Here is a 25,609-nt window from a genome sequence, read left to right on the forward strand (position 1 = left end):
GAACGTGATCCGTCGCGGGTCGCGCTATCGGATGAACGCCGACCCCTTCTCCCGGTCCAGGTAGGTTTCGGACTTGTTCTTGAGGAAGAACACGTACACCACCAGCGAGATGGCGATACACACCGTGACGTAGGTGATGAACAGCGGCACCTGGTCACGTTCCTTCAGCGCCTGGTAGATCACCGGAGCGGTGCCGCCGAACATCGAATTCGCCAGTGCGTAGCCAATTCCCACCCCGAGGGCGCGTACATGCGCGGGGAACAGCTCGGATTTCACCAGCGCGTTGATCGAGGTGTAGCCGGTCAGGATCACGTATCCGACGGCCACCAGCAGGAAGGACAAGAGTGGTGAATGTGTCTGGGGCAGATAGGTGAACAGGATGTAGGTGTAGATCACCCCGCCGACGCCGAAGAACACCAGCAGGGGTTTGCGGCCGACCTTGTCGCTGATCATGCCGCCGACGGGTTGGATCGCCATCAGGAAGATCAGCCCGATGAGGTTCACCCAGGTGGCCGTCATCGCCTGGTCTTTGTAGGTGGCCTTGACGATGGCCGGGGCGTTGACGCTGTAGGCGTAGAACGCGATGGTGCCACCCATGGTGATCAGGAAGCACAGCAGCAGGGGCTTCGAGTACCGGGTGAGCAGCTCGGCGAGCGAGCCCGAGCTCTTGTCCTTGCCGGCCCTGACCGCTTCGAGTTGTTCCTCCGACAGCGATTCGTCCATGGTCCGCCGCAGCCAGAACACCACGATCGCGGCTACACCACCGATGGCAAAGGCGATGCGCCAACCGAATTCGTGGACCTGCGCGGTGCTGAGCGTGGTGAGGATGATCAGCAAAGTGAACTGGGCCAGCACATGACCGCCCACCAGGGTCACGTACTGGAATGAGGAGAAGAAGCCGCGTCGTTCCCGGGTGGCGGCTTCGGACATGTAGGTCGCCGAGGTGCCGTACTCGCCACCGGTGGCGAAGCCCTGCACCAACCGGCACAAGATGAGGATGATCGGCGCTGCGATGCCGATGGTTTCGCGCGACGGCACGAGCGCGATGACCAGTGAGCACAGCGCCATCAGCGAGACGCTGAAGGTCAGCGCGGAGCGGCGGCCGCGCCGGTCGGCGAACCGGCCGAAGAACCACGAGCCGATCGGGCGGGTGAGGAAGGTGACCGCGAAGATCGCGTACACATAGACCGTCGCGTTCTTGTCGGCCTTGTCGAAGAACTGCGCTTCGAAGTACGTGGCGAACACGGTGTAGACGTAGACGTCGTACCACTCGACGAGGTTGCCCGACGAGCCTCTGATGGTGTTCCAGATGGCGCGGCGGGTTTCGGCGCGCCCCGATGATGCGGGCTGCGCCTCGGTCGACGTGGTCATGCGCCATAGTCTTACCGCCGAGCAGACGCTGCGGTACCCGAAACTCGCGCGTGTCGGGTACCTAACTGTCTGCTCGCGGGGAATGCCACGGGGCGTCAGCTCGCCAGCGCGGGGTAGTTCAGACGCCACAACACTTGGCGCACCAAGTGTTCGGGATGCTTGCGGATGTCATCGACTACTGCCGGGATCGTCGTCCAGCCGCATTCCTGTAACCGCGCCGACTTGATCCGATCGTGGGTGAACGCGGCTGGATTGGCATGCCACTCGATGCTGTCGTATTCGGCAGCCAGTTTGGCTTGCGGCCAGGCGAAGTCGACTCGCCACTTTTGGCCGCTGCGGTCGGTGATCTCGTATTGAAGTTCCGGAGTCGGCACCGCCCAGTCGATGAAGACCAGGCGCATCTCGCTCTCCATGGGGGACTCGGCCCGCGGGTCAGCGTGTGGAAGCAGGCCCCGGACCGCGACGATGCCGCGGCGCCCTTTCTGTTCTACCGCTGCGGCGTCCAACTCCGCTGCGGTGCACGCGTTGGCGCGCAGCGCGGCGTCGAGAGTGGCAAGCGCTCTTGGCCTGCGAAGCGTGCGGGCAACCTCGATCGCCGTCCACGCGGGAGCTGTCGCGAGCCGCCCGGAAACTCGCCGCAATGGCGCACCGAGGCGTTGATGCACCATGACGTGGGCATCGGGCCGGATCCGGACGCCAGGGTCGAGGATGTGGATGCGACCGTCATTCTCGGTGTCGAAGCCGTACATCCCGGCGGCCGTACTCATGCAGGCCACGACGGGATTGGGGCTGAGTAGGTCGAGGGCGGCCAGTCGATCGAGGAGTTCCGGTGGCCGCGGGGCGTACACACCGCGTCGTACGCGCACGATCTCGCCCGACCGGACCAGTGCGGCGACCATCTTGCGGGTCATCACGGTGGTCAGCTGTGCAGCGGTGGCCACGCCGCCGTTGGCGGCAAAGATCTCGTCGATGCTCACGTCTCAAGCCTGGCCGCCACAGGGCCGACGCAGAAGGCGCGATTCGCGATCTGTGGATAACCCCCCAATTTCCCTCGCCGAGCAGACAGTTAGGTACCCGGCTGACGCCGTTTTCGGGTACCTCCGCGTCTGCTCGCGGGAAAGAACTCGCGGGGAGCCGCGCCGGGTCAGCCCAGGAACAGGGCCAGCGAGACCGCGACGGACCACACCAGCATGGTCAGCCCGGTGTCGCGTAGCACCGGGATCAGCTGGGCGCCGGTGCTGCCGTCGCGCACCGGCCGCAGTCCCCGCGCGGCAGGCACCACGGCGAGCAAGCCCACCGCGCACCACGGCGTGGCGAGCATCAGCACCAGGGGCAGCACCAGTGCCACGGCGACCAGCAGGTGATACAGCAGCCGGGTGCGGGCGTCACCGAGACGCACGGCCAGGGTGATTTTGCCGGACTGGCTGTCGGTGGGGATGTCGCGCAGGTTGTTGGCCACCAGCACGGCCGACGACAGCGAGCCCATCGCCACTGCCGCGACCAGTCCGACCCAGTCGACCCGCAGGGCCTGGGTGTACTGCGTACCCAGCACCGCGACCAGCCCGAAGAAGATGAACACCGCCACTTCGCCCAGGCCGAGGTAGCCGTAGGGCTTCTTGCCGCCGGTGTACAGCCAGGCCCCGGCGATGCACACCGCGCCGACCGCGATCAGCCACGGCGCACTCAGCGCCGCGAGCACCAGTCCGGCCACCGCGCCGACCGCCAAGCTCACCACCGCCGCGGTCAGCACGGCCCGCGGTGAGGCCAGCTTGGAACCCACCAGACGCAACGGGCCCGATCGCACGTCGTCGGTGCCGCGGATGCCGTCGGAGTAGTCATTGGCGTAGTTGACGCCGATGATCAGCGCGAGCGATACGGTCAGTGCCAGCAACGCTTTCCACCACACCGCCGACCCCGTCCAGGCGGCGGCGCCCGTACCGGCGAGCACCGGGGCGACGGCGTTGGGCAGGGTGCGGGGACGGGCGCCGGAGATCCATTGCGCGAAACTGGCCACGATGGTCATCGTATGAGCTGGCCGGGTGCCGGGCCGCGCGGACTCCTACACTGAGCGTCATGAAGGAGCAGCTCAGCAAGACCGAGATCGGCAAGGACGTGCTGCAGGAATCCGTCGAGGCCGTGGCCTCGACGGTCGGGCAGGTCACCTCGATCATCACCACGGCCGTCAAGGAGGTCGCGACGGCCATCGGTGGCCTGGCCACCGACGTCTTCGAGATCGCCGACGGCGCCCGCAAGGCCAACGAGGATTTCGACGATGAGTTCGGCGACGACCTGGACGAGAGCCTGACCGATGTCGTGACCCCCGACGAGGGCGAATAGCACTGCATGCTCGGCGTCATCGGCGGTAGCGGGTTCTATTCGTTCTTCGGCCCCGAGGCCCGCACCGTCACCGTGGGCACCCCGTACGGCGCGCCGAGTGCACCGATCACGGTCGGCGCCGTGGGTGGGCACGAGGTGGCGTTCCTGCCCCGGCACGGGGTCGACCACGAGTACTCGCCGCACACAGTCCCGTACCGGGCCAACATGTGGGCGCTGCGCACGCTGGGGGTACGACGGATCTTGGCTCCCTGCGCGGTGGGCAGCCTGACCGCGCAGCTGGGGCCCGGTTCGATCGTGGTGCCCGATCAGCTGGTGGACCGGACCCGCGGCCGCGCTGACACCTACTTCGATTCCGGCGGTATCCACGTCGGTTTCGCCGATCCGTACTGCCCGGCATTGCGGTCCGTCGCGGCCGGGTTTCCGGGTGTGGTCGACGGCGGCACCATGGTGGTGATCCAGGGCCCACGGTTTTCCACCAGGGCGGAGAGTCGATGGTTCGCCGATCAGGGTTTCACGCTGGTCAACATGACGGGTTACCCCGAGGCGGTGCTGGCCCGTGAGCTTGAAATGTGTTATGCGTCAATTGCTTTGGTAACGGACCTGGACGCCGGGATCGAGGCGGGCTCGGGGGTGACGACGGTCGATGTCTTCGCCGAATTCGAGCGGAACCTGGTGCCGTTCAAGAAGCTTGTGCACGAGGCCTTAGAAGCAGTAGCGGCGGTCGACGCCCAACGGACCTGCACGCACTGCCTGGCCCACGACGGGGTGAAGCTGCCGTTCGAACTACCGTGATCACACTGGAAACGCGGGCCTCTTGACACCCGTCAAGTCGGGGTGTCAATACTGACGGGGTGAAACCCGGGATCTGTGAGCAGTTCGGTATCGACTTTCCGCTCTTCGCCTTCAGCCACTGCCGTGACGTGGTGGCCGCGGTGACCAACGCCGGGGGCTTCGGCGTGCTGGGCGCCACCGCCTATACCCCCGAACAGTTGGACCAGGAGCTGTCCTGGATCGATGAGCAGGTCGGCGGCAAGCCCTACGGCGCGGACATCATCGTGCCGGCGAAGTTCGAGGGCAAGGGCGAGAACCTGTCCCGGGGACAGCTCACTGATCGGATCCCCGCCGAGTACCGCGAGTTCGTCGCGCAACTGCTGGCCGATCACGGCATCGAGCCCGAGACCAAGCAGCGTCTCGGCGGGTCCTCGCTGTCCGGCGACACCGGCCACGAACTGTTGGACGTGGCGATGAGTCATCCGATCAAGCTGATCGCCAACGCGCTCGGGGTGCCGCCGGACTACATGATCGAGGCCGGCCGCGAGCGCGGGGTTCCCGTCGCGGCCCTGGTGGGTGCCCGCGAGCACGCCCTCAAGCAGGTGCAGGCCGGGGTGGACCTGATCGTCGCGCAGGGCACCGAGGCCGGTGGACACTGCGGTGAGGTCAGCACGCTGGTGCTCGTGCCGGAGGTGCTCGAGACACTGGAGCAGGCGGGCAGTGACATCCCGGTGCTGGCCGCAGGCGGCATCGTCACCGGGCGGCAGATGGCCGCGGCGGTCGCCATGGGCGCGGCCGGGGCCTGGACCGGCTCGGTGTGGCTGACCACCGAGGAAGCCGAGACCGCGCCGCACACCGTGCAGAAGATGCTCGACGCGACCTCGCGGGACACTGTGCGCTCGACCGGGCGGACCGGCAAACCGGCCCGTCAACTCTGCTCGGATTGGACCGACGCCTGGCAGCCGAATCCCGGCGGCCACCAGACCCTTCCGCTACCGCTGCAGAACATGCTGGCCGAACCGGTCATCCGCCGCGTGGATGTGCTTGCCGCCCAGGGACATCCGGGCGCGCAGGCGCTGGCCACCTACTTCGTCGGTCAGGGCGTGGGATTGATGAACAAGGTCAAGCCGGCCCGCGAGGTGGTCCGCGAGTTCATCGAGGACTATCTGGCGGCCACCGAGCGGTTGAGCAGCTCGCTGCCGGATTAGGTTGACGGCGCCCGTCGTCGCAGGTCATGGGCAGGCACAACCGAGGAGCAACCGCTGGTTGCCATACTGCATACCAGCGTCGACGAAAGGCAGACCATGATGACCGGCGGCGGACTTCTTTTCAATCCGAACACGTACGACCCGCAGCAGTTCGACCCCGAGACCCGGCGTCAGCTCCGCGCGCTGATCGACTGGTTCGAGGCCCGCGGCAAGACGAGGCTGCTCCAGGAGGACCTGGCTGCGGTGTGGGTGTCGGACTTCCTCGAATTCATCAAGTCCGAGCGGATCTTCGCAACCTTTCTGACGCCATCGGAGTACGGCGGGACTGACGGGAACAAGCGGTGGGACACCTCGCGAAATGCCGCGTTGAGCGAGATCCTCGGTTTCTACGGCCTGGCGTACTGGTACGCCGAGCAGGTCACCATCCTCGGGCTCGGGCCGATCTGGCAGAGCAACAACAAGGAAGCGATGCAGCGGGCCGCCGACCAGCTGGAAGCCGGTGGCGTGATGGCCTTCGCGCTCTCTGAGCGTGATCACGGCGCCGACATCTACAACACCGACATGATCCTGACGCCGGCCCAGAACGCCGATGCCGAGGACGGCGTTGTTTTTCGTGCGTCCGGGGAGAAGTACTACATCGGCAACGGCAATGTGGCCGGCATGGTTTCGGTGTTCTCCCGTCGTTCCGATGTCGCCGGGGCCGACGGATACGTTTGGTTCGTCGCCGACAGCACGCATGAGAACTATGAGCTGATCGGAAATGTCGTGCACGGTCAGATGTACGTCAGCAATTTCCGGCTCAATGATTACCCGGTGCGCGAGGAGGACATCCTCGATACCGGGCCGGATGCGTTCTCGGCCGCACTCAATACGGTCAACGTCGGCAAATTCAACCTGTGCAGCGGTTCGATCGGTATGTGCGAGCACGCCTTCTACGAGTCGATCACCCACGCGAACAATCGCATCCTGTACGGCAACCCGGTCACCGACTTCCCGCACGTGCGCGCCAGCTTCGTGGACGCCTTTGCCCGGTTGATCGCGATGAAGCTGTTCAGTGACCGAGCGATCGATTACTTCCGCAGTGCCAGTCGCGACGACCGGCGCTATCTCTTGTTCAATCCGGTGACCAAGTCCAAAGTCACCTCCGAGGGTGAAACGCTCGTCACATTGCTGCAGGATGTGCTGGCCGCCAAGAGCTTTGAGAAGAACACCTACTTCAGCGAGGTGGCGCGACTGATCGGCTGCCTACCACGGCTGGAAGGCACCGTGCACGTCAACGTCGCGCAGATCCTGAAGTTCATGCCGAACTACCTGTTCAACCCCGCCGAATATGCCGAGATCGGCACCCGGGACGACCCGGCGGACGACGTGTTCTTCTGGGCGCAAGGGCCAGCCCGGGGCGCATCCAAGGTGCAGTTCGCCGACTGGAACCCGGTCTACCACCGACATTCGGGGATCCCGAATGTCGCGCGCTTCTATGAGCAGGCACTGGCGCTCAAAGAGCTACTGACCACGGCCGCACCGGACGCCGATCAGCAGAGCGACTTGGACTTCGTCCTCGTCGTCGGACATCTGTTCACTCTTGTCGTATACGGCCAGCTGATCCTCGAGCAGGCTGACCTCATCGGCTTGAGCGACGACCTGATCGACCAGATCTTCGATTTCCAGATCCGCGATTTCTCCGGATATGCGATCGCTTTGCATGGCAAACCGAGTTCTACTCCTGCCCAACAGGAATGGGCGCTGTCCGCGGTGCGCAAACCGGTCGTTGACGCGGATCGCTTCGGTCGGGTGTGGGAACAGGTGAAGGGCTACGACGGCGCCTACGAGATGCCGGCATAGCCGACGTCACCTGGCGAGGTGATGCGATTGCGTCAGTGCCAGTCCCAGACCGACATGTCGTTGGGTGGGTAGTTCTGGCAGACGTCGGTGGTGTTGGCGGCGACGCCCTTGTTGTTGAAGAACAGCTTGGCCCAGTTCGGCCAGCGCCAGGCCATGTTCTCGAAGAAGGCGTTGGTGGCCGTGTTCTCGGAGTATTGGCGGCGGCCGGCGTAGTCCATGGAGAAGAACCAGTGGATGCGGTCCTGAGCGCCTTGCTGATCGGCGACGGGTTTGTTGTTGTAGTCGATCATGTAGCGCTCGTAGTAGACCGGTTCGACGTCGCGGGCGGCGGCCATGATCTGTTCGGCGGTGCACGGGGTGCGCAGGATCCGGTTGGGGATCGGGTAGTCGTCGGTGGCGTCGGCCCCGGCGATGCCGGCGCCGGCCAGGCTGGCGGCGACGGCGCAGGTGGCCACGCCGGTCCGGATCAGGTTTTTCACGCTCGTGCGGTTGGACATGATGCTCCCAAAAGTCGGTTAGTGCGCGGCCTGCTCGTAGACGAAGCGCTGATCGGGGCAGTAGTAGTTGATGGCGGTGCCGGTGAACTGCCAGGCCTGGGCGTCGGTGCTGTCCTTGGCCAGTTGCTTCTTGACGAAACCGACAGAGTCCTGGGCGGTGTGGTCGACGCCGTTGTGCAACCGCTTGCACATGATCTTGCCGATCCAGGCGTTGTAGTCCCGCTGCCCGTAGATGCCGAAGGTGTGCAGCTCATTCGCGAAATCGGTGTCCGGATCGGCAGATGCCGGCGCCGAGACGGCCAGACCGGTTGCGGCACAGATCGACAGGGCAATGATCAGGCGTTTCATCAGGCCAGGGCCTCCTCGGGATCTCGTTGGATCGGTTTCGGCCACGGTTGTGGCACCGGACGTTGACGGACTCGCTGCGGCCACCAGAACCAGCGCCCGAGCAGCGTGGCGATGGACGGCGTCATCAACGACCGGACCACAAGGGTGTCGAACAGCAAGCCTAGGCCGATAGTGGTGCCGACCTGACCGATAACGATCAAACTGCTTACCGCCATCGACGCCATGGTGAAGGCGAAGACCAGTCCTGCGGAGGTGACCACGGCACCGGTGCCGACCATGGCCCGGATGATTCCGGTCTTCAGCCCGGCGTGGATCTCTTCCTTTATTCGTGAGACGAGCAGCAGGTTGTAGTCCGCACCGACGGCCAGCAGGACGATGACCGACATCGGCATCACCATCCAGTGCAGTGGGATTCCCACGATGTGCTGCCAGAGCAGGACCGACAGTCCGAAGGCCGAGGCAAGACTCAGCACCACCGTGCCGACGATCACCGCAGAGGCCACCACCGCACGGGTGAGCACCAACATGATGATGAAGATCAGGATCAGTGCCGCCGCGGCGACGATGATCAGGTCGTAGTCGGCGCCTTGCTGCATGTCGTGGTACGTCGCCGAGCTGCCGCCGAGGTAGATCTTGGCTCCCTCGAGCGGGGTTCCCTTGATGGCGTCGGCCGCAGCGATCTTGAGCGGTGCGATGCGGGCGGTGCCTTCCGGGGTCAGCGGATCACCCTGGTGAATGATGGTGAACCGCACCGCATGTCCGTCCGGCGACATGAACAGTTTGATGCCCCGCTGGAAGTCGGCGGTCTCGAAGGCTTCCGGCGGCAGATAGAACGAGTCGTCGTTCTTGGCCGTGTCGAACGCCTCGCCCATGGCGGCGGAGTTCTCCTGCATGGCCATCGTCTGGTCCTGCTGGGCCTTTTGCAGCTGGTACTGGTTCAGCAGCGTCTGCTTCTGATTCTTCATGGTCTGGATCTGTGCCGGCAACACAGCCACCATGCGCGGCATCAGGTCGGCCATGCGTTGCATCTCCGGAACCAGGTCCTGGAAGTCGTCGGACATCGTGTTGATGCCGTCGAGCGCATCGAAGATGGACCGGATCGACCAGCACATCGGGATGTCGAAGCAGTGCGGCTCCCAGTACAGGTAGTTGCGGAGCGGCCGGAACTGGTCGTCGAAGTCCGCCAGGTGGTCGCGGACGTCATTCATGTCGCCGGACGTCGTCTTCATCTTGTCCGCCATGCGCTGCGACACCGCTGCCAGATCCGTCTGGATGCTCATCATCTCGGTCATCGAGTCGATGCTGCCCTGCAGATCGTCGGCCTGTTTGAGGATGTTGTCCAGGTTGGTCTGCGCATAGTCGTTGTTCATGATCTGGCCGTTGCCGCTCTGGCCGAGCGCGTACGGGATCGTCGAGTGCTTGATCGGATCGCCGTCGGGCCGGGTGATGGTCTGCACCTGCGCGATGCCGTGGACGCTTCTGAGTGCCTTGGCGATCTTGTCGATCACCAGGAAGTCCGCCGGGTTCCGCAGATCGCGGTCGGACTCGATCATCATCAAGTCCGGATTCATCTTGGCCTGCGAGAAGTGCCGGAACGCGGCGTCGTATCCGACGTTCGTCCCGACGTCCTCGGGCAGGAAGATGCGGTCATTGTAGGTGGTGTGATAGCCGGGCAGGGCCAGTAGTCCCACCAACGCTGCCACGATGGCGCACACCAGGATTGCGCCCGGCCAGCGAACGGTGGCGGTGCCCACCCGGTGCCAGCCGCGGGACTTCGAATACCGCTTGGGCTCAAGGATCTTGCCGAATCGGCTCATCACCGAGATGACGGCCGGCCCCAGGGTCAGTGCCATGGCGACCACCATCGTCATTCCGATCGCCAGTGGAATGCCCATGGTCTGGAAGTACGGCAGGCGGGTGAAGTACAGGCAGAACGTCGCGCCGGCGATGGTCAGACCCGACGCGAGCACGACATGGGCCGTGCCGTGGAACATGTCGTAGTAGGCCGCTTCCTTGTCCTCGCCGGCTCTTCGCGCTTCCTGATATCGGCCGATCAGGAAGATCGCGTAGTCGGTGGCCGCGGCGATGGCCAAGGTCACCAGCATGTTGGTCGCGAACGTCGTGAGACCGAAGAAATTCTGATAGCCCATTAACGCGACAAGTCCACGGGCGCCAGACAATTCGAGTACGACCATTACCAGCACGATCAGCGTGGTGATGATCGACCGATAGACGCCCAGCAGCATCACCGCGATGACCCCGAAGGTGACGAGCTCGATCAGCTCCATGCTCTCGTCGCCGACGATGTTCTGATCGGTGCTGGATGCCGCAGATCCCGTCACATAGGCCTTCACGCCGTCGGGGGCGGGGCTTTCGGTGGCGATGCGCCGGACCGCCTCGACAGAGTCGTTGGCCAGCGTCTCGCCCTGGTCGCCGGCGATGTAGACCTGCACGTAGGCGGCCTTACCGTCGCGGCTCTGGGCGCCCTTGGCGGTCAGGGTGTCGCCCCAGAAGTCCTGCACATGCTGCACATGGGTGGTATCAGCGCGCAGGTCACGCACCATCTGGTCGTAGAAGATGTGTGCCTCGAGGCCCAGCGGCTTGTCGCCTTCGAGCACGATCATCACCGAGCTGCTGGTGTCGTACTCCTGGAATTTCTTGCCGACCTCCTTGATGGCGATCATCGACGGCGCGTCCGTGGGACTCATCGACACCGCGCGCATCTTTCCGACGACCTCGAGTTGCGGCACGACGGTGTTGAGCAGTGCGACGATCACGATCCACGCCAGGATGATCGGCAGGGCGAACGCCCGGATGAATCGTGGGATCGGTGGGCGCGGAGGTGCCGCATGGCGCCCGGTTGCGATGGCGTCGGTCGGGGTGTCGTCGGTCTGGGTTCCTTCCTTGGGGCTGCTCATGCTGCCTTCACATAGCAGAAGGTTTGGGCGTTCAATCCAGTAACCGTTCTCTCTTCTTTGACCTCGTCATCGACGGTGACTCGGCAACTGATGCTGTCCCCGTCGCCTTGCGCCATGATGTTCGGCTGCACCGAGGGCAACGTGGTTTGCAGTGTCAAAGTCCATGGCAGCGGCACAGTTCCGGTGCGTTGGGGTTTGCCTTCGAGGTCCATGTAGTTGATGACGGCAGTGCTGCCCGCGCCGAAGATTTCGTACTTCACGAACGTGGGGTTGAAGTCCTCGGCGTTATCCGAGGTGGTGTCGGTGATGATGACCGGATGCGCGCCGAAGACCTTGCGGACGTTCGTGACGATCAGCACGCCGGCCACTATGGCGACGATGATCAGTACGGGAAGCCAGATTCGGCGAATTGCGCCGATCATCGCGACCGTCCTGAGGGAAAGGCCGCTGCGGGCGTATCGGCTGTAATTGTGGGCCTCCCGACGTTCGATGCGTTCGCGACCTGGCTGTTAGGCGGCCTACGCAGTTCGAAGGGTAAGTTAGTCGAATAAGTGGATAGTTTCAATCCACTTATGACGCCGCTCACTTAAGCTGGGAGATATGACCGAGGAAACACGCCGCGTACTGCGTAGGGACGCAGAGCGCAACCGGCAGCGGGTGCTCGAAGCCGCGCGGGAGCTGTTTGCCGAGAAAGGTCTCGAAGCGACGCTGAACGACGTCGCGCGGCACGCCAACCTCGGGGTGGGCACGGTCTACCGGCGGTTCGCCACGAAGGAGGAGCTGATCGCGGCCATCTTCGTAGACGGTATGCAGCAGCTCACCGCGCTGGCCGAAACCGCACTGCAACAAGAAGATTCATGGCAGGGATTCGCGTGGTATGTCGAGAAGATGTGCGAGATCACGGCGACTGACCGAGGGTTGCGGGAAATTGCGTTCAGCAAGGCTTACGGCTGCGACCGGGTGAAGGCCTGCCAGGAGCAGCTCGTCCCGGTGTTGACCAAGCTCGTCGAGCGGGCGCAGAGCGACGGCTACCTACGTCCGGAGGCGTCGTCGACGGACACGCCGCTCTTCGGGCTCTTGGCCGGCGCGGTAAGCGAGTTCGCCGGTCATGTCGACCCCCACCTCTGGCGCCGATATGTGGCCATCCTGCTGGACGGCATGCGCTGCCACGCTGACCAGTCACCCATCCCGGTGAAAGCGCTCGACAAAGAAGGGCTCGACACCGCGATGCAGACATGGGAGCCGGCCGGGCCGCCGCGGTGACAACCGCCCCCGGGGTGGCGCCGACGTTTCGGGAACGCTTGTGTGGGCACAATATCCACGTGGGAATCAACGGTGAGGCAGAAGTGGGTGCAGGTCAGTTGTTCTGCGGTGTCGATCTGGCCCGGCGTATCGAGAAGGCCGAGTCGGATCTGATCGTCGCGGCGACCCGGGCCGCCCGTGACCGTGGCGCCGACGGGCTGACGTTGCCGGTGGCCGGCGGATTCGCCTGTTTCGCCGAGACCGGTTCGCCGATGAACAAGGTGGTCGGCCTCGGCTTCGGCGGCGTGCCCGATGAAGCGGTGCTGGGCGAGATCGAGCGGGCTTTCGCTGCCGCGGGCAGCGAAACCCGGGTGGAGCTGTCCAGCCTGGCCGATCCCGAGATCGCCGCGCTGTTGTCCGGCCGGGGCTATCGCCTCGTCGAGTTCGAGAACGTCCTCGGCCGCCCTATCGGCGTCGAGGCGCCGTTGGTCACAGAGGTGGACGTGCGCCGGGCCGCCGATCTCACCGCCTGGGTGAACATCGTGGTGGAGGGTTTCGCCCATCCCGACGGTGAAGGCGCGGTCAGCCATGAGCAGTTCCCCGCCGGTATCATCGAGCGGGCCGAGCGTGACATCGAAAAAGCCGGGGCCACACCATATATCGCGCTGTGTGACGGGGCGGTCGCCGGCGGCGCGATGATGCGGTTGGCCGATGGGATCGCTCAGTTGGCGGGAGCCGCGACGGCTCCGGCCTACCGGCGTCGCGGCGTCCAGGCCGCGCTGCTGGCGGCGCGGCTGGCCGAGGCTGCCGACGCCGGATGCGAGATCGCCGTGGTGACGACGGCGCCCGGCTCGAAGTCTCAGCACAACGTGCAGCGCAGAGGTTTTCAACTGCTCTACACCCGGGCGATCCTGGTGAAACCGGCCGAGGCGGTTCAGTAGAGCATCTTGCGCAGGCTGTCCTCGCTGTAATACGCGTCGAGCTCGGCCTGGGTCTGCTCGGGTTTGAAGGCCTTGGCCATCTGCGCCACCGAGGGCACCGCAGTCGGGTTCCAGCTCTCGGGCTTCCACGCCTCCGAACGCAGGAATGCCTTCGGGCAGTGGAAGAACACTTCTTCGATGGCGATCTCCAGAGCCAGGATCGGCCGCTTGCTGCCTACCACCATGGCATCGAAATAGTCGGCGTCCGAAAGGATCTGGGCGGTGCCGTTGATACGCAGGGTGTCACCGCGGCCGGGGATGACGAACACGGTGCCCACGTGCGGTCGCTGCAGGATATTGAGGAAGCCGTCGACGCGCCGGTTGCCGGGCCGTTCCGGGATCGCGATCGTGGTGTCATCGATGATCTGGACGAAACCCGCTGGGTCCCCCTTGGGGGAGACGTCGACGCGGCCGTGCGCATCGGTGGTCGCCACGAAGCCCAGTGGTGACTGCTTGAGCCAGCCCTGCTGCGCTTCAGACAGGCGGTCGGTCACCTTCTTGGCTACTGCTGCTGTGGGTTGCCCGACGATGGCGCGCAGCTCATCCGCGGAGGTCACTTCTCGGCGCATGTGTCCATCATGCCTGCGTCGACAACTGAATTGTCTTGACCCGGAATTCGGTGGCCGGCCTGCGAGAGCAACGCCCCGGGCTCAGCTGTATCGGGCGGCCAGCGCTCGGCGGTCCACCTTGCCGATGCCGCGACGCGGCAACTCGTCGACAATGTGCACCTCGCGCGGTGCCGCGGTGGCATCCAGGGTTTGTGACACCTGGGCCCGGAGTTCAGCCACGTCGGGGGCCGCCGAACCCGGGGTCAGTACCAGCGCGACCACCACCCGCTGACCGAGTCGCTCGTCGCGGACCCCGAACACCGCGCAGTCGGCGATCGCCGGGTGGCCGGCCAGTGCGGACTCGACCAGTTGTGGCAGCACCGTCAGCCCGCCCGTGCTGACCGCGTCGTCTACCCGGCCCAGGACCCGGAGCGCGCCCGAATCATCCACGGCGCCAAGATCATCGGTGCGGAACCAGCCAGGCTCGGCGAACGGGTCAGGTGTGATCGGGTTGCGATACCCTTTGGCCACGGTGGCGCCGCCGAGCAGGATGCGGGCATTTTCGATACGGACCTTCACGCCGTCGAGTGCCACGCCGTCGTACACGCAGCCACCGGCGGTCTCGCTCATCCCGTAGGTGCGCACCACGTTAACCCCCGCCGCCTGCGCACGTTCGGCCACGCCGCCAGGCATCGGCCCGCCGCCGATCAGCACGGCATCGAGTTCGGCCAGCGCGTCCGCGGCGGCGGGGTCCTGCAAGGACTTGTCCAGCTGCACCGCAACCAGTGAGGCGTAGCGGCGTCCAGTACCCAAAGCGGCCACCGCAGAGGGCAACTCGCTCGGGACGAACGAAGCCGGGACGGCGACGGGCGTGGTGCCGGCCAGCGTGCTGCGCACCAGGACCTGCAGGCCCGCAATGTGATGGGCGGGCAGGGCGAGCAGCCACCGCCCCTCACCACCCAGCCGGGCGTGGGTGGACTCGGCGCTGGATCGCAACGCAGCCGCCGTCAGCAACGCGCCTTTGGGTTTGCCGGTGGTGCCCGACGTCGAGATCACCAGGGCGACGTCGTCGTCGATGTCGTCCCCTGCGCGCAAAGTGGTTGTCAGCAGGGACGTCTGACGTTCGTCGTCGGCGGGCACCGGCAGGATCGCCGACCCGCGTCCGGCCAGGACGTCATCGAGGACCGCCAGCAACTCATCCGTCGCGGATCCGACGGTGACGGGGCGCAGGACGGCTATGCCGGGCCCCCTGGCTCTTTCGGGTCGTCGCCGTTGTCACTGCCGGTGTCGTTGACGTCTTCGCCATCGCGCGGATCGTCCAACGGCCAGCCCTTGGCGGCCAGTCGTGCCCGTACTCGTTCGACGTCCTCGGCGCGGGGCAGCTCGTCGGTGATCTGAGTGATCAGGACCCCGATGTCGATGTGATCGAAATCACCGCGATCGATGAGATCCCGTGCGACGGCCTTGACTTCGTCGTTGGTCAGGCGCCGGGTCAACAGCGCCAACAGCGGCACCCGGTCTGGTCCTGGCACCCCCTCGGGGTACCCGGCGTTCAGCCAGGCCGCGATCTTCGCGAGAAATGCGTTCACTGCGCCTACTCCTGATGGTGCACCCCGAGGCTGCTGTCCCAATTCGGTGGGGCAGCAGCCGGAAGACCGCATTGATGTTAGTGGTGCCGGCCGACTCTGGCTCGCAGTGAACTTATCGGCCGATCGAGGATCGGCAAACCGCCCCGGCGAACAATCCGGGGTGGGCAGATGAACACTCGGTGAACTCATTTGAAGCGTATTAGAATTCCCAGCTCAGCGAGGTGTTTCTGGCTGGTCAAAATCGCCTGCGGTCCGACAGAATTACCGCCATGAGCGCTGAGCTGATCGTCCTGGTGCTGTTGATAGCAACGGCACTGGCTTTTGACTTCACAAACGGCTTTCACGACACCGGCAACGCCATGGCCACCTCGATCGCCACCCGCGCTCTCAAGCCGAAGACAGCGGTGCTGCTGGCCGGGGTGCTGAACTTGGTCGGTGCGTTCCTCTCGGTCGAGGTCGCCATCACGGTCACCAGCTCGGTGCTGAAAATCCAGGACTCCAAGACCGGATCCCTGATCCCGACGATCGATGCCTCGACCGGGCTGACGATCATCTTCGCCGGCCTGATCGGCGGCATCCTGTGGAACCTGCTGACGTGGTTGTTCGGCATCCCGTCGAGCTCGTCGCATGCGCTGTTCGGTGGGTTGATCGGCGCCGGCCTGGCGGCGGTCGGTCTGGCCGGGGTGAACTGGTCCGGCGTCAGTCAGAAGGTGCTCATCCCGGCGGTGGCCGCCCCGGTGATCGCCTGCCTGGTGGCCGGCTGCGGCACCTGGCTCGTCTACCGCATCACCCGCAACGTCGCGCAGAAGCGTCGTGAGTCGGGCTTCCGCTGGGGACAGATCGCCACCGCCTCGCTCGTTGCGCTCTCGCACGGAACCAACGACGCCCAGAAGACGATGGGCGTCATCGCGCTCGCCCTCATCACCACCGGTCATCTCAGCGGGGACGTGAAGAACGACGGGCTGCCGTTCTGGATCATCGCCTCGTGCGCGCTGGCCATTGGCCTGGGCACCTACATAGGCGGCTGGCGGGTGATCCGCACGCTGGGCAAGGGTCTCGTCGAGATCGAGTCCCCGCAGGGCCTGGCCGCCGAGGCATCCTCGGCCGCGATCATCCTGAGCTCCAGCGCGGCCGGCATGGCCCTGTCCACCACCCACGTGGCGACCGGTTCGATCCTGGGCAGCGGTGTCGGTAAGCCCGGTGCCGAGGTGCGCTGGGCGGTCGCCGGCCGGATGGCGGTGGCCTGGCTGGTCACGCTGCCCGCCGCAGGCCTCGTCGGTGCGCTGGCCTATTGGCTGTCCCACGGGGTGGAGTCACTGACCTCCTCGTCGCTGGCCGGTGACGGGCTGATCTTCCTGGTCCTGGTCGCCCTGTCCGGGTACATGTGGTGGCGCGCCCAGCAGCAGAAGGTCGACCACAGCAACGTCAACGCCGATTGGGATCAGTCCACCAACTCGGTGGTGCCCGCCGAGGTGCGCGACGCCGCCATCCCGAGCAACGACAAGCCCGAGAAGTCCGGCGCCGACAAGGCCGCGGTCTGATCGCCCCGACCACATACAGCGGACACAAGGAATCGTAATGACTTATCTGGAAGCCATTTTCAAGGTGCTCGTGGTGGGGCTGATCCTCGGCGCCGGTCTGCCTGCGGTGTTCGCCGCGGGACTCGTGACCTACTCCAACGGTGCCGGCGGCGTGAACGCCGACGGCACCACCCACGCCCCCAACCCGGCGCTGAAGGCCCTCGGATTGGCGTTGTTCGTCCTGGTCGGTCTGGTGATCCTGGTGGCCATCGCGTGGATCACGCGGACCACGATGATCCACCACACCGGTATCGACCTCTTCCCGTTCCTGCCCACGAAGTGAGCTGAGCATCATGGCTGAAACGACGAGCTTCCTGGACAACGTGCTGCGCTGGCTGCGTGCCGGTTACCCCGAAGGGGTGCCGCACACGGATCAGTTCGCCCTGCTGGCGCTGCTGACCCGGTCACTGTCCGAGGACGAGGTGGTCCAAGCCGCCCACAACATCCTGCGGTCCAGCACCGGCGACAGCCCTGTTACCGACGACGACATCCGTCTTGCGGTGCAGGACGTCATCGACAAGGAGCCCAACCCCGAAGAGGTCAATCAGGTTGCCTCGCGGCTGGCCTCGGTGGGCTGGCCGCTGTCGACACCCTCGCGCTGAATTCTCGGGCCGCTTCGGCGGGCCGGCCATTCGCGTCGCCGTTTTCCACTCCAGGGTCGCGGCCGCAGCGGATCGACGACCCAGAGGTAGAAAGCGGCGTGGGGGACTCAGCGGCGGGTGTCCCGGCGCAGCGGGTGGGTCGCGGGCACCTGGACGAAGATCAGCGTGATGCCGTCGGGGTCCGCCACGTGCATCTCGTGCAGACCCCACGGCTCCTCGGCCGCGGCCCGGGCGATCTCCACTCCCCGGCCTTCCAGTTCGGACTGGGTGGCGTAGACGTCGCGCACCTGCAACCACAATGCACCCGGGAACACCCCAGACTCGGTGGGGCTGTGATGTCCGGCCAACTCGATCAGGGACTGCCCGGCGTAAAAGACTGTGCCGGCGCCGTATTCGCGGGCGATGGCCAGACCGATCCCGTCGCGGTAGAACTCGACCGACTTCGGGTAGTCGACCGGTCGGATCAACATCCGGCTGGCCAGGATTTCCATGTCCCTTGTCTACCACCGCCAGGTGCCCGGTCGGATCCATGACACGGGTCAGTCGGGTCGTCCCGGCATCCGGCGGGCGCGGTCGCTGGCCCGCAATCCGATGGCGAAGGCTGCCTGGTCCTCGAAACTCATCGGGTTCCGTCCGGTGATCTCGTGGATGCGGCTCAGCCGGTGCCGCACGGTGTTGGTGTGCAGGAACAGCTCGCGGGCGGTGTCGATGAGCGACCCGTTGGTGGCCAGGAAGGCCCGCAGCGTCCGGACATGCTGGGTGCCCCGGTCCTTGTCCAGGCCCTCCAACGGGTCGATGAGCTGGCTTTTGAACGGGGCCAACCGGTTCAAGGGCAGGCCCTCCAGCAGGCTGTCGAACGTGCTCAGCTGATCGGGGCCGATGCTGCCGCCGTGCTGCTGCGCCAGGTCGAGGGCGATGCGGGCCTGGGTGATCGCTGCCCCGAGCTCGGCCAGCGGCGCGGCCGCGGCGTGGCCCGAGGGCAGCGAGAGTTCGGCGGTGTTGCGGGTGCGGGCGCCGGCCTCCAGCACCAGACACACCTCGGGTGCATCGCCGACCATGGCATCGGGAAATGCCATCGACAGCACGGCGCCGGCCCCGGCGGGCCAGGCCGAGCAGTTCAGCTCGGGTGCGGCCAGCCCCGGCCAGTCCAACAGCTGATTGAGAGCGTCGGGCAGCAGCATGCGCCGCTCGATCAGCGACAGCAGTTGCCCGACACGTTCGCGGGAGAGCGCGGATTCGATGTCGCGTTCCCCTTGAGCGGCCTGGACGAATCGCGCGATCAGCTCCAGCACCGCAGTTTCGGGCGGGTCGCCGCTGCCCACCGAGGTCAGGGTTCCCAGGCCGTCGACCGCGACGGTGGCCCCCGCGTCCCCAGGTGCTCCGTCGGGATCCAGCAGGAGGTGACAACCCAGCACCTCACCTGCCCGGTACAGGAGCTGGCGTACCGACTCGCGCCGTCGTTGCGACGAAAGTAATTCGGGCATGAGGGAATTGGTGGCCCGCGCGACGGCTATCTCGCCGCCGAGCTGAGAATCTGCGACATAGCGGCTCACGGAGGAGAACGGCACATTGGGCGGGGCGATGAGGATCGGCAGGCCGTCGCGGGCGGCCGAGGTGATCAGCGCGTCTGGAACAGTGTCGTGCACATCCCCGATGCCGAAGCACAGGGCGGCGGCCCCGGCCTGGGTCAACGATTCGACGAAAGCCGCACAGTCCTGGGGGGTCTGCAGGCTGATACCCACCGTGCAGACCAGTTCGCCACCGCGCAGATACCGCGACGGGTCCCGCAACTCGGTGGTGTGCACCCAGCTGACCGGTTGGTTCAGGTCACCGGTGGGCTCGTCGGGGGTGATCAGGCCCCGGTGCGACTCGAGTAGATCGCGCAGCGTCGGTACGACGTCGCGGCGTTCCGCCATGGGGATCAGCGTAACGCCGTCGTCACACCTGCGTCGGCGGGCGTTGTCGGATCCTCCAATGTCGACCTGGTGCGACAGTGGGTTTGCAGCGTGTTCGCCGCGATTGCTTGGCGGTTGCACCATTGCGGCGTGATAGTTCCTGCAACCAATCAGAGGGAGCGCACGATGACTGCATCGCCGATCTCGGTGCCCGACCAGGAGACCGACGGGTCCCACGTGCTACGGCGCGAATTCTCGCTGTGGTCGGCGTTCGCCTTCGCCTTCGCGTTCATCTCGCCGATCGTCGCGCTCTACGGAATCTTCGGTCTGGCGTTGTCCGCCGCCGGCCCGAGCTTCTGGTGGGGCTTCGCGCTGGTGTTCGGCGGTCAGCTACTGGTCGCTCTGGTCTTCGCCATGCTGGTGTCGCGGTGGCCGTTGGAGGGTTCCATATATCAGTGGTCGCGGCGGCTGCTCGGCACGTCCTACGGCTGGTTCGCGGGCTGGGTGTACATGTGGACGCTGGTGATCGCGATGGCGACCGTGGCGCTCGGCGCCGCCGGGTTCGTGGCGAACATCGCCGGAGTGGAATCGCCGTCGGGCGGCTTGCGGGCCGTCATCGCGCTGGTGATCCTGCTCGGCGGAACGGCGATCAACCTGATCGGCCGCGGTGCGCTCAAGGTGTTCATGACGGCCAGCATCGTGGCCGAGGTGATCGGTTCAATCGGGCTGGGCACCTGGCTGCTGCTGTTCCACCGCAACAACTCGTTGTCGGTGCTGTTCGACGGTGGCGGCGCCGATATGGACACCTGGACCTATCTGGGCGGGCCGTTCCTGATTGCGGTGGCGTTCATCGGATTCTCGTTCGTCGGGTTCGAAAGCGCGGGCGCCATCGCCGAGGAGGTGCACGAGCCGCGGCGCGATCTGCCCAAAGCCGTGCTCTTCTCGCTGGGATTCATCGCGCTGGTGGTGGCCTACTCGAGCCTGGCGATCATCCTGGCGATCCCGGATCTGGACGCGGTGGTGTCCGGTTCGGTGGCCGATCCGGTGTACGAAACCCTCACGGCGGCACTGGGACACGGGATTGCCAAGCCGGTCGAGTTGTTGTTCGTCATCGGCTTCCTGGCCAGCTTTCTGGCCCTGCAGACCTCCGCGTCGCGGGTGATCTGGGCTTACGCTCGTGACGGTGCGCTGCCCGCTTCGGCCGTGCTGTCCCGATTGCGCGGCAGGGCGCGAATCCCGGTGGTGGCGATCCTGATCACCACGGTGGTCGGTGGCGCTCTGTTCCTGCTCAGCATCGTGGCCGGCGATGTCTACTCGCTCATGGTCAATTTCACGGCGGGCGGCTTCTACCTGGCCTTCCTGTTCCCGTTGATCGGGTTCGTGGTGGTGCTGGCCCGCCGCGGCTGGAAGGACGGCGCGTTCAGCGTGGGCCGGGCCACGGTTCCGGTTGCCGTGGTGGCCGCGGTGTGGGCGATCCTGCAGACGCTCAACATCGCTTGGCCGAGGCCGGTTTTCGAGCAGCGCTACCTGGATTGGTCGGTGTGGATCGGTGTCGCGGTGTTGGGGGTGATCGGTCTGGCCGTCCTACTGAGTGTGCGGCACCGGATTGTGAGCGCTGCGGTGATCGATGACATCGAGGCCGACGACGAGCTTGCACACAAGGAGGCAGTCCATGACTGAGGCACCTGTGGCAGTGGTTACCGGTGGGGCCAGCGGGATCGGCGCGGCCGTGGTCAGTGCACTGCACAACCGCGGATACGTCATCGGCACGCTTGATCTGTCCGGTGAAACCCGGGCGGATCATGCTGTCGCAGCCGATGTTTCCGATGGTGCCGCGGTGTCCGCCGGGGTCGCCGAGATCCGACAGCAGCTCGGACCGATCGCCGCTTTGGTGACTTCGGCGGGCCACTACGAGATGGCCCCGGTGAGCCAGATCAGGCCGGAGGCCTGGAACCGCATGCTGCGGGTCCACGTGGGCGGGTTGTTCCACGCCGCTCGAGCCTGCCTGCCCGACATGCTCGAGCGGCGTTCTGGCGCGGTGGTCGCGGTGGCCAGTGAACTCGCGGTGGGCGGCGGCGACGGTGACGCCCACTACGCCGCGGCCAAAGGCGCCATCCTCGGCCTGGTGCGCAGCCTGGCCGCCGAGGTGGCCGATCGTGGCGTGCGGGTCAACGCGGTGGCGCCGGGCCCCACCGACACGCCTCTGCTGGCCTCCGATTCTCCTTGGCGTGCAGCCGATTACCTGGCCACCCTGCCGTTGCGGCGACTGGTCACACCGGTCGAGGTGGCGCGCTGTGTGCAGTACCTGGTGTGCGACGCCACCTTCAGCACCGGAGACGTCGTCAACGTCAACGCGGGAGCGGTGATATGAGTTCACTTTCACGCCGGGTCGCGCTGGTCACCGGCGCCGCGCAGGGGATGGGCGCGGCCCACGCGCGCCGGCTGGCCGCCGCGGGAGCGACGGTGGCGGTCAACGACATTCGCGGCAGTGCCGCTCTGGACGAGCTGGCCACCGAGATCGGCGGTCTGGCCGTCCCCGGCGATGTCAGTGACCCTGGCACCTGTGTCGAGATCGTCGACACGGTGGCCGCCACGGCGGGCCGGCTCGACGTGCTGGTCGCCAACCACGCCTACATGACCATGGCCCCGCTGCTCGACCACGACGAGGCGGACTGGTGGCGGGTCGTCGACACCAACCTGGGCGGCACCTTTCATCTGGTGCAGGCGGTCCTGCCGCACATGCGCCGGAACGGCGAGGGGCGGATCGTGGTGATCGCCAGCGAGTGGGGTGTCACCGGCTGGCCGGAGGCAACGGCCTATGCGGCGTCCAAAGCCGGGCTCATCTCGTTGGTCAAGACCCTCGGCCGGGAGCTGGCGCCGGAGGGCATCATCGTCAACGCGGTGGCGCCGGGGGTGACCGATACCCCGCAGCTGCAGGTCGACGCCGATGCCGCCGGGATCGCGTTGTCCGACATGCACGCGCGCTATGCCGAGTCGATTCCGTTGGGCCGCATCGGTTCTGTTGACGAGATCGCGGCCGCGGTTCAGTTCTTGGCCGACTTCGAGATGTCGGCGGTGGTTGGGCAGGTGATCTCCTGCAACGGCGGGGCTACCCGGACGAGGGCGTGAAGTGATGACGGAAGGGAATCAGGTGACAGGCCAGCCGTATGTGAGGTCCGAGACGGGAAACGTCGGTCAGGTCGATGCGAGGGCGGTGCCGCGGTACGCCGGTATCGCCACGTTTGCCCGGCTGCCGCAGCGTCACGAGGTGTCCGACTACGACATCGCCGTGGTCGGGGTGCCGTTCGACACCGGCGTCACCTACCGGCCGGGTGCCCGGTTCGGCCCGGCCGCGATCCGGCAGGCCTCGCGTCTGCTCAAGCCGTACCACCCGGCGCTGGATGTCAGCCCGTTCGCGCAGGCGCAGGTGGTCGACGCCGGCGATATCGCCGCCAATCCGTTCGATATCGAGGCGGCGGTGGACCAAATTCGGGAGGGGATCGCGGAGTTGGTGGCCACGCCGGAGCAGCGGGTGGTGCTGCTCGGCGGGGACCACACCATCGCGCTGCCGGCCCTGCAGGCGATGCACGCGGTGCACGGCCCGGTGGCGCTGGTGCACTTCGACGCCCACCTCGATACTTGGGACACCTACTTCGGTGCGCCCTGCACGCACGGCACCCCGTTCCGCCGGGCCTCCGAGCAGGGCCTGATCGCCAAGGGAAACTCGGCGCACGTCGGGATCCGCGGCTCGCTCTACGACCGGGCCGACCTGCTCGACGACGAGTCACTGGGCTTCACCGTGGTGCACTGTCGCGACATCGACCGCATCGGTGTCGACGGTGTCATCGAGCGGATTCGTGAGCGGGTCGGGAGCCACCCGGTATACGTATCGATCGACATCGACGTGCTGGACCCGGCATTCGCGCCAGGCACGGGGACACCCGAGATCGGTGGGATGACGAGCCGAGAGTTGGTGGCGGTGTTGCGGGCCATGCGCGGCCTGCCGATCGTCGGTGCGGACGTGGTGGAGGTCGCCCCCGCTTACGACAGCGGCGACGTGACTGCCGTGGCCGCGGCCAACCTGGCCTACGAGCTGGTTACTCTGATGGCTGACCATGACTGAATTCCGTTGGCCGGAGGGCAAAACCGCGGCCGCCGCGTTCACCTTCGACGTCGATGCCGAATCTGCAGTGCTGTGGGGCAACGACGGCGTCTCCGCCCGCATGAGCGTGATGTCCCACCAGGCGTACGGGCCGCTGGTGGGGATTCCCCGGATCCTGGATCTGTTGGAGCGCCATCAGATTCCGTCAACGTTCTTCGTCCCGGGCCACACCGCGCATCGGTATCCCGAGGCAGTCCGTGCGATCGTGGCGGCAGGGCATGAGATCGCCCACCACGGCTACCTGCACGAGCAACCGACGGCGCTGACGCTGCAGGAGGAGATCGACGCGCTGGACCGCGGGCTGGAGGCACTGGACGAGGTGGCCGGGGTACGGCCGGTCGGCTACCGCGCGCCGATGTGGGACCTGTCCTGGCACACTCCTTCTTTGCTCGCAGCTCGCGGTTTCTTGTACGACTCCAGCCTGATGGACGCCGATTGCCCCTATGAGCTGGCCGTCGGCGATACCTCCCTGGTCGAGGTCCCGATCCAGTGGGCTCTCGACGACTGGGAGCAGTACTGCTATCTGCCGGACATCTCGGGATCCGGCCTGATCGAAAGCCCCCGCAAGGCCCGGGAACTGTGGCAGCTGGAGTTCGACGCCCTCCGCCGTGCCGGTGCCTGCTGGGTGCTGACCAATCACCCGTTCCTGTCCGGGCGGCCTTCGCGAGCGGCCGAACTCGACGATCTGATGCGCTACGTGGCCGAGCACACCGATGTGTGGACGACGAACCTCGGGGCGATCGCCGAGCATGTGCGCTCGCTCGGACTGCAGCCGCGGAGCATCACCAAGCCGTGATCAGACCGGCTGGACCCGTTGTCGTTTCATCACGGCGTCGACCAGCCCGGGTGCTACAGTGTTGATCGCCTTGGCGGTCACGGCCATCCGTGGCGCGATCTGCACCGGACGGGTGCGCGCCGCGGTCAGCATCCACTCGGCGGCCTCGGCGGCCGACAGGCCGGGCAGCCCGTCGTAGGCGCGGGTCGGGGCGATCATCGGGGTCTTCACCAACGGGTAGTACAGCGTCGTGGAATGCACGCCGACCGAAGCCCATTCGGTCTCGATGACGCGGCTGACCGCCGCGAGCGCGGCCTTGGAGGCGTTGTACACCGCGAACAGCGGCGAGGACTCGTTCATCACGCCCCAGGTGGCGACGTTGATGATGTGCCCGTCGCGGCGTTCGCGCATGCCCGGGGCCAGGCCGCGGATGAGCCGCAGCGGCGAGTAGTAGTTGAGCGTCATGGTGCGCTCCACGTCGTGCCAGCGGTCCAGCGATTCGGCCAGCGGGCGCCGGATCGACCGGCCGGCGTTGTTGATCAGGATGTCGACGCCGCCCAGGTCGCGTTCGATGGTGGCGACCAGCTCGTCGATGGCGTCCAGGTCTGACAGGTCCACCGCATGGGCGCGGGCGTCGCCGCCGTTGGCGGAGATCCGCCCAACCAGGTCGTCGAGCAGTTCCTGACGGCGGGCCACCGCGATCACCGTGGCGCCCTTCGCGGCGAACTTCTCGGCCGCGGCCTCACCGATCCCCGAGGAGGCGCCGGTCAGCAGGATCCGCTTGCCGGCGACGTCGATGTCGTCACGCGCCTGCAGTCGTTCGGTCAGCGGCGGACGCATGCTGGTCAGCAGCAGCTGTTCGGACAGCCGACGCAGCGGGTTCTTACTCATGCGCCGAGTTTAGGTTGCCTACCTTTCCTCCGCCGAAACGGCATTCCAGCAGG

27 protein-coding genes are annotated in these 25,609 nt (G+C 66.1%); 14 read left to right on the top strand and 13 right to left on the bottom strand.

The annotated features are described in order from the left end of the window. Positions 1-24: 24 nt before the first annotated feature. The 3 genes from HBE63_RS30815 to HBE63_RS30825 all read right to left on the bottom strand — a co-directional run bounded on the left by HBE63_RS30815 (position 25) and on the right by HBE63_RS30825 (position 3,385). Entirely contained in the window at positions 25-1,371 is a 1,347-nt protein-coding gene (locus HBE63_RS30815; RefSeq protein ID WP_166909058.1) for an MFS transporter, read from the bottom strand. Between the two features lie 95 nt (positions 1,372-1,466). Beyond that, positions 1,467-2,348, bottom strand: a complete 882-nt coding sequence (locus HBE63_RS30820; protein ID WP_166909060.1) for a type IV toxin-antitoxin system AbiEi family antitoxin domain-containing protein — start codon at positions 2,346-2,348, stop codon at positions 1,467-1,469. Between the two features lie 167 nt (positions 2,349-2,515). Next, the gene (locus HBE63_RS30825) at positions 2,516-3,385 is read right to left on the bottom strand and encodes a 1,4-dihydroxy-2-naphthoate polyprenyltransferase (RefSeq protein ID WP_166909062.1); all 870 of its coding nucleotides are present in this window, start codon (positions 3,383-3,385) and stop codon (positions 2,516-2,518) included. Positions 3,386-3,444: 59 nt separating this feature from the next. Here HBE63_RS30825 and HBE63_RS30830 point away from each other — a divergent pair, with 59 nt between their 5' ends. The 4 genes from HBE63_RS30830 (at position 3,445) to HBE63_RS30845 (ending at position 7,529) form a co-directional block, all read left to right on the top strand. Beyond that, a complete protein-coding gene (locus tag HBE63_RS30830; protein WP_166909064.1) occupies positions 3,445-3,708 on the top strand; it encodes a hypothetical protein in 264 nt (87 codons plus the stop codon). A gap of 6 nt (positions 3,709-3,714) precedes the next feature. Next, the gene (locus HBE63_RS30835) at positions 3,715-4,500 is read left to right on the top strand and encodes an S-methyl-5'-thioadenosine phosphorylase (RefSeq protein WP_166909066.1); all 786 of its coding nucleotides are present in this window, start codon (positions 3,715-3,717) and stop codon (positions 4,498-4,500) included. A gap of 59 nt (positions 4,501-4,559) precedes the next feature. Continuing rightward, positions 4,560-5,687 carry a nitronate monooxygenase gene (locus HBE63_RS30840; RefSeq protein WP_166909067.1) on the top strand — a complete coding sequence of 376 codons (1,128 nt, stop codon included), beginning with the start codon at positions 4,560-4,562 and terminating at the stop codon, positions 5,685-5,687. 99 nt (positions 5,688-5,786) lie between these two features. Continuing rightward, positions 5,787-7,529, top strand: a complete 1,743-nt coding sequence (locus HBE63_RS30845) for an acyl-CoA dehydrogenase family protein (protein WP_166909069.1) — start codon at positions 5,787-5,789, stop codon at positions 7,527-7,529. A gap of 32 nt (positions 7,530-7,561) precedes the next feature. On the opposite strand, the gene HBE63_RS30850 is transcribed toward HBE63_RS30845, so the two are convergent. From HBE63_RS30850 to HBE63_RS30865, 4 genes are read right to left on the bottom strand one after another with little or no spacing between them, the layout of a single operon-like run. Continuing rightward, positions 7,562-8,026, bottom strand: a complete 465-nt coding sequence (locus tag HBE63_RS30850; RefSeq protein ID WP_166909071.1) for a DUF5078 domain-containing protein — start codon at positions 8,024-8,026, stop codon at positions 7,562-7,564. Between the two features lie 18 nt (positions 8,027-8,044). Beyond that, the gene (locus HBE63_RS30855) at positions 8,045-8,374 is read right to left on the bottom strand and encodes a DUF732 domain-containing protein (RefSeq protein ID WP_166909073.1); all 330 of its coding nucleotides are present in this window, start codon (positions 8,372-8,374) and stop codon (positions 8,045-8,047) included. After that, on the bottom strand, positions 8,374-11,292 hold the full coding sequence (locus HBE63_RS30860) for an RND family transporter (protein ID WP_166909074.1): 2,919 nt from the start codon (positions 11,290-11,292) through the stop codon (positions 8,374-8,376). The genes HBE63_RS30855 and HBE63_RS30860 overlap by 1 nt, the downstream gene beginning before the upstream one ends. Next, positions 11,289-11,714, bottom strand: coding sequence for an MmpS family transport accessory protein (locus tag HBE63_RS30865; RefSeq protein ID WP_166909076.1), 426 nt, complete (start codon positions 11,712-11,714; stop codon positions 11,289-11,291). Before HBE63_RS30865 ends, HBE63_RS30860 begins: the two co-directional genes overlap by 4 nt. Before the next feature lie 178 nt (positions 11,715-11,892). On the opposite strand from HBE63_RS30865, the gene HBE63_RS30870 reads away from it, so the two are divergent. Together HBE63_RS30870 and HBE63_RS30875 are read left to right on the top strand one after the other, a co-directional pair. Further along, the gene (locus HBE63_RS30870; RefSeq protein ID WP_166909077.1) at positions 11,893-12,555 is read left to right on the top strand and encodes a TetR/AcrR family transcriptional regulator; all 663 of its coding nucleotides are present in this window, start codon (positions 11,893-11,895) and stop codon (positions 12,553-12,555) included. 59 nt (positions 12,556-12,614) lie between these two features. Next, positions 12,615-13,475 (top strand): GNAT family N-acetyltransferase, encoded by an 861-nt coding sequence (locus HBE63_RS30875; protein ID WP_243858385.1) that lies wholly within the window; start codon positions 12,615-12,617, stop codon positions 13,473-13,475. Here the strand turns inward: HBE63_RS30875 and HBE63_RS30880 are convergent. From HBE63_RS30880 to HBE63_RS30890, 3 genes are all read right to left on the bottom strand, one after another. Then, on the bottom strand, positions 13,469-14,083 hold the full coding sequence (locus HBE63_RS30880; protein WP_166909081.1) for a pyridoxamine 5'-phosphate oxidase family protein: 615 nt from the start codon (positions 14,081-14,083) through the stop codon (positions 13,469-13,471). The two genes, HBE63_RS30875 and HBE63_RS30880, sit on opposite strands and share 7 nt — an antisense overlap. An 81-nt stretch (positions 14,084-14,164) precedes the next feature. Further along, entirely contained in the window at positions 14,165-15,256 is a 1,092-nt protein-coding gene (gene menE / locus HBE63_RS30885; RefSeq protein WP_243858386.1) for an o-succinylbenzoate--CoA ligase, read from the bottom strand. Between the two features lie 41 nt (positions 15,257-15,297). Further along, entirely contained in the window at positions 15,298-15,651 is a 354-nt protein-coding gene (locus tag HBE63_RS30890; RefSeq protein ID WP_166909083.1) for a DUF3349 domain-containing protein, read from the bottom strand. A gap of 269 nt (positions 15,652-15,920) precedes the next feature. Here HBE63_RS30890 and HBE63_RS30895 point away from each other — a divergent pair, with 269 nt between their 5' ends. Genes HBE63_RS30895 through HBE63_RS30905 form a run of 3 tightly spaced genes read left to right on the top strand, consistent with a single transcriptional unit; the run spans position 15,921 to position 17,833 of the window. Next, a complete protein-coding gene (locus HBE63_RS30895; protein ID WP_166909084.1) occupies positions 15,921-17,192 on the top strand; it encodes an inorganic phosphate transporter in 1,272 nt (423 codons plus the stop codon). Positions 17,193-17,229: 37 nt separating this feature from the next. Then, a complete protein-coding gene (locus tag HBE63_RS30900; RefSeq protein WP_166909086.1) occupies positions 17,230-17,514 on the top strand; it encodes a hypothetical protein in 285 nt (94 codons plus the stop codon). Positions 17,515-17,524: 10 nt separating this feature from the next. After that, on the top strand, positions 17,525-17,833 hold the full coding sequence (locus HBE63_RS30905; protein ID WP_166909087.1) for a DUF3349 domain-containing protein: 309 nt from the start codon (positions 17,525-17,527) through the stop codon (positions 17,831-17,833). Positions 17,834-17,940: 107 nt separating this feature from the next. On the opposite strand, the gene HBE63_RS30910 is transcribed toward HBE63_RS30905, so the two are convergent. Next, positions 17,941-18,324: a VOC family protein gene (locus HBE63_RS30910; RefSeq protein WP_166909089.1), complete on the bottom strand. Its 384-nt coding sequence runs from the start codon at positions 18,322-18,324 to the stop codon at positions 17,941-17,943. A 48-nt stretch (positions 18,325-18,372) separates the two neighbouring features. Continuing rightward, entirely contained in the window at positions 18,373-19,749 is a 1,377-nt protein-coding gene (locus HBE63_RS30915; RefSeq protein ID WP_166909091.1) for a PucR family transcriptional regulator ligand-binding domain-containing protein, read from the bottom strand. Between the two features lie 165 nt (positions 19,750-19,914). On the opposite strand from HBE63_RS30915, the gene HBE63_RS30920 reads away from it, so the two are divergent. Genes HBE63_RS30920 through HBE63_RS30940 form a run of 5 tightly spaced genes read left to right on the top strand, consistent with a single transcriptional unit; the run spans position 19,915 to position 24,686 of the window. Next, positions 19,915-21,408 (top strand): APC family permease, encoded by a 1,494-nt coding sequence (locus tag HBE63_RS30920; RefSeq protein ID WP_166909092.1) that lies wholly within the window; start codon positions 19,915-19,917, stop codon positions 21,406-21,408. Then, positions 21,401-22,099, top strand: a complete 699-nt coding sequence (locus HBE63_RS30925) for an SDR family NAD(P)-dependent oxidoreductase (RefSeq protein ID WP_166909094.1) — start codon at positions 21,401-21,403, stop codon at positions 22,097-22,099. Before HBE63_RS30920 ends, HBE63_RS30925 begins: the two co-directional genes overlap by 8 nt. Further along, on the top strand, positions 22,096-22,857 hold the full coding sequence (locus HBE63_RS30930) for an SDR family NAD(P)-dependent oxidoreductase (protein ID WP_166909096.1): 762 nt from the start codon (positions 22,096-22,098) through the stop codon (positions 22,855-22,857). The genes HBE63_RS30925 and HBE63_RS30930 overlap by 4 nt, the downstream gene beginning before the upstream one ends. 4 nt (positions 22,858-22,861) lie before the next feature. Next, entirely contained in the window at positions 22,862-23,851 is a 990-nt protein-coding gene (gene speB, locus HBE63_RS30935; protein WP_166909098.1) for an agmatinase, read from the top strand. After that, positions 23,844-24,686, top strand: coding sequence for a polysaccharide deacetylase (locus HBE63_RS30940; RefSeq protein WP_166909099.1), 843 nt, complete (start codon positions 23,844-23,846; stop codon positions 24,684-24,686). Before speB ends, HBE63_RS30940 begins: the two co-directional genes overlap by 8 nt. Here the strand turns inward: HBE63_RS30940 and HBE63_RS30945 are convergent, their stop codons facing one another. After that, positions 24,687-25,556 (bottom strand): SDR family oxidoreductase, encoded by an 870-nt coding sequence (locus HBE63_RS30945; protein ID WP_166909101.1) that lies wholly within the window; start codon positions 25,554-25,556, stop codon positions 24,687-24,689. Positions 25,557-25,609: the final 53 nt, after the last annotated feature.

This window comes from Mycobacterium sp. DL440, from assembly GCF_011745145.1.
GTDB lineage: Bacteria > Actinomycetota > Actinomycetes > Mycobacteriales > Mycobacteriaceae > Mycobacterium.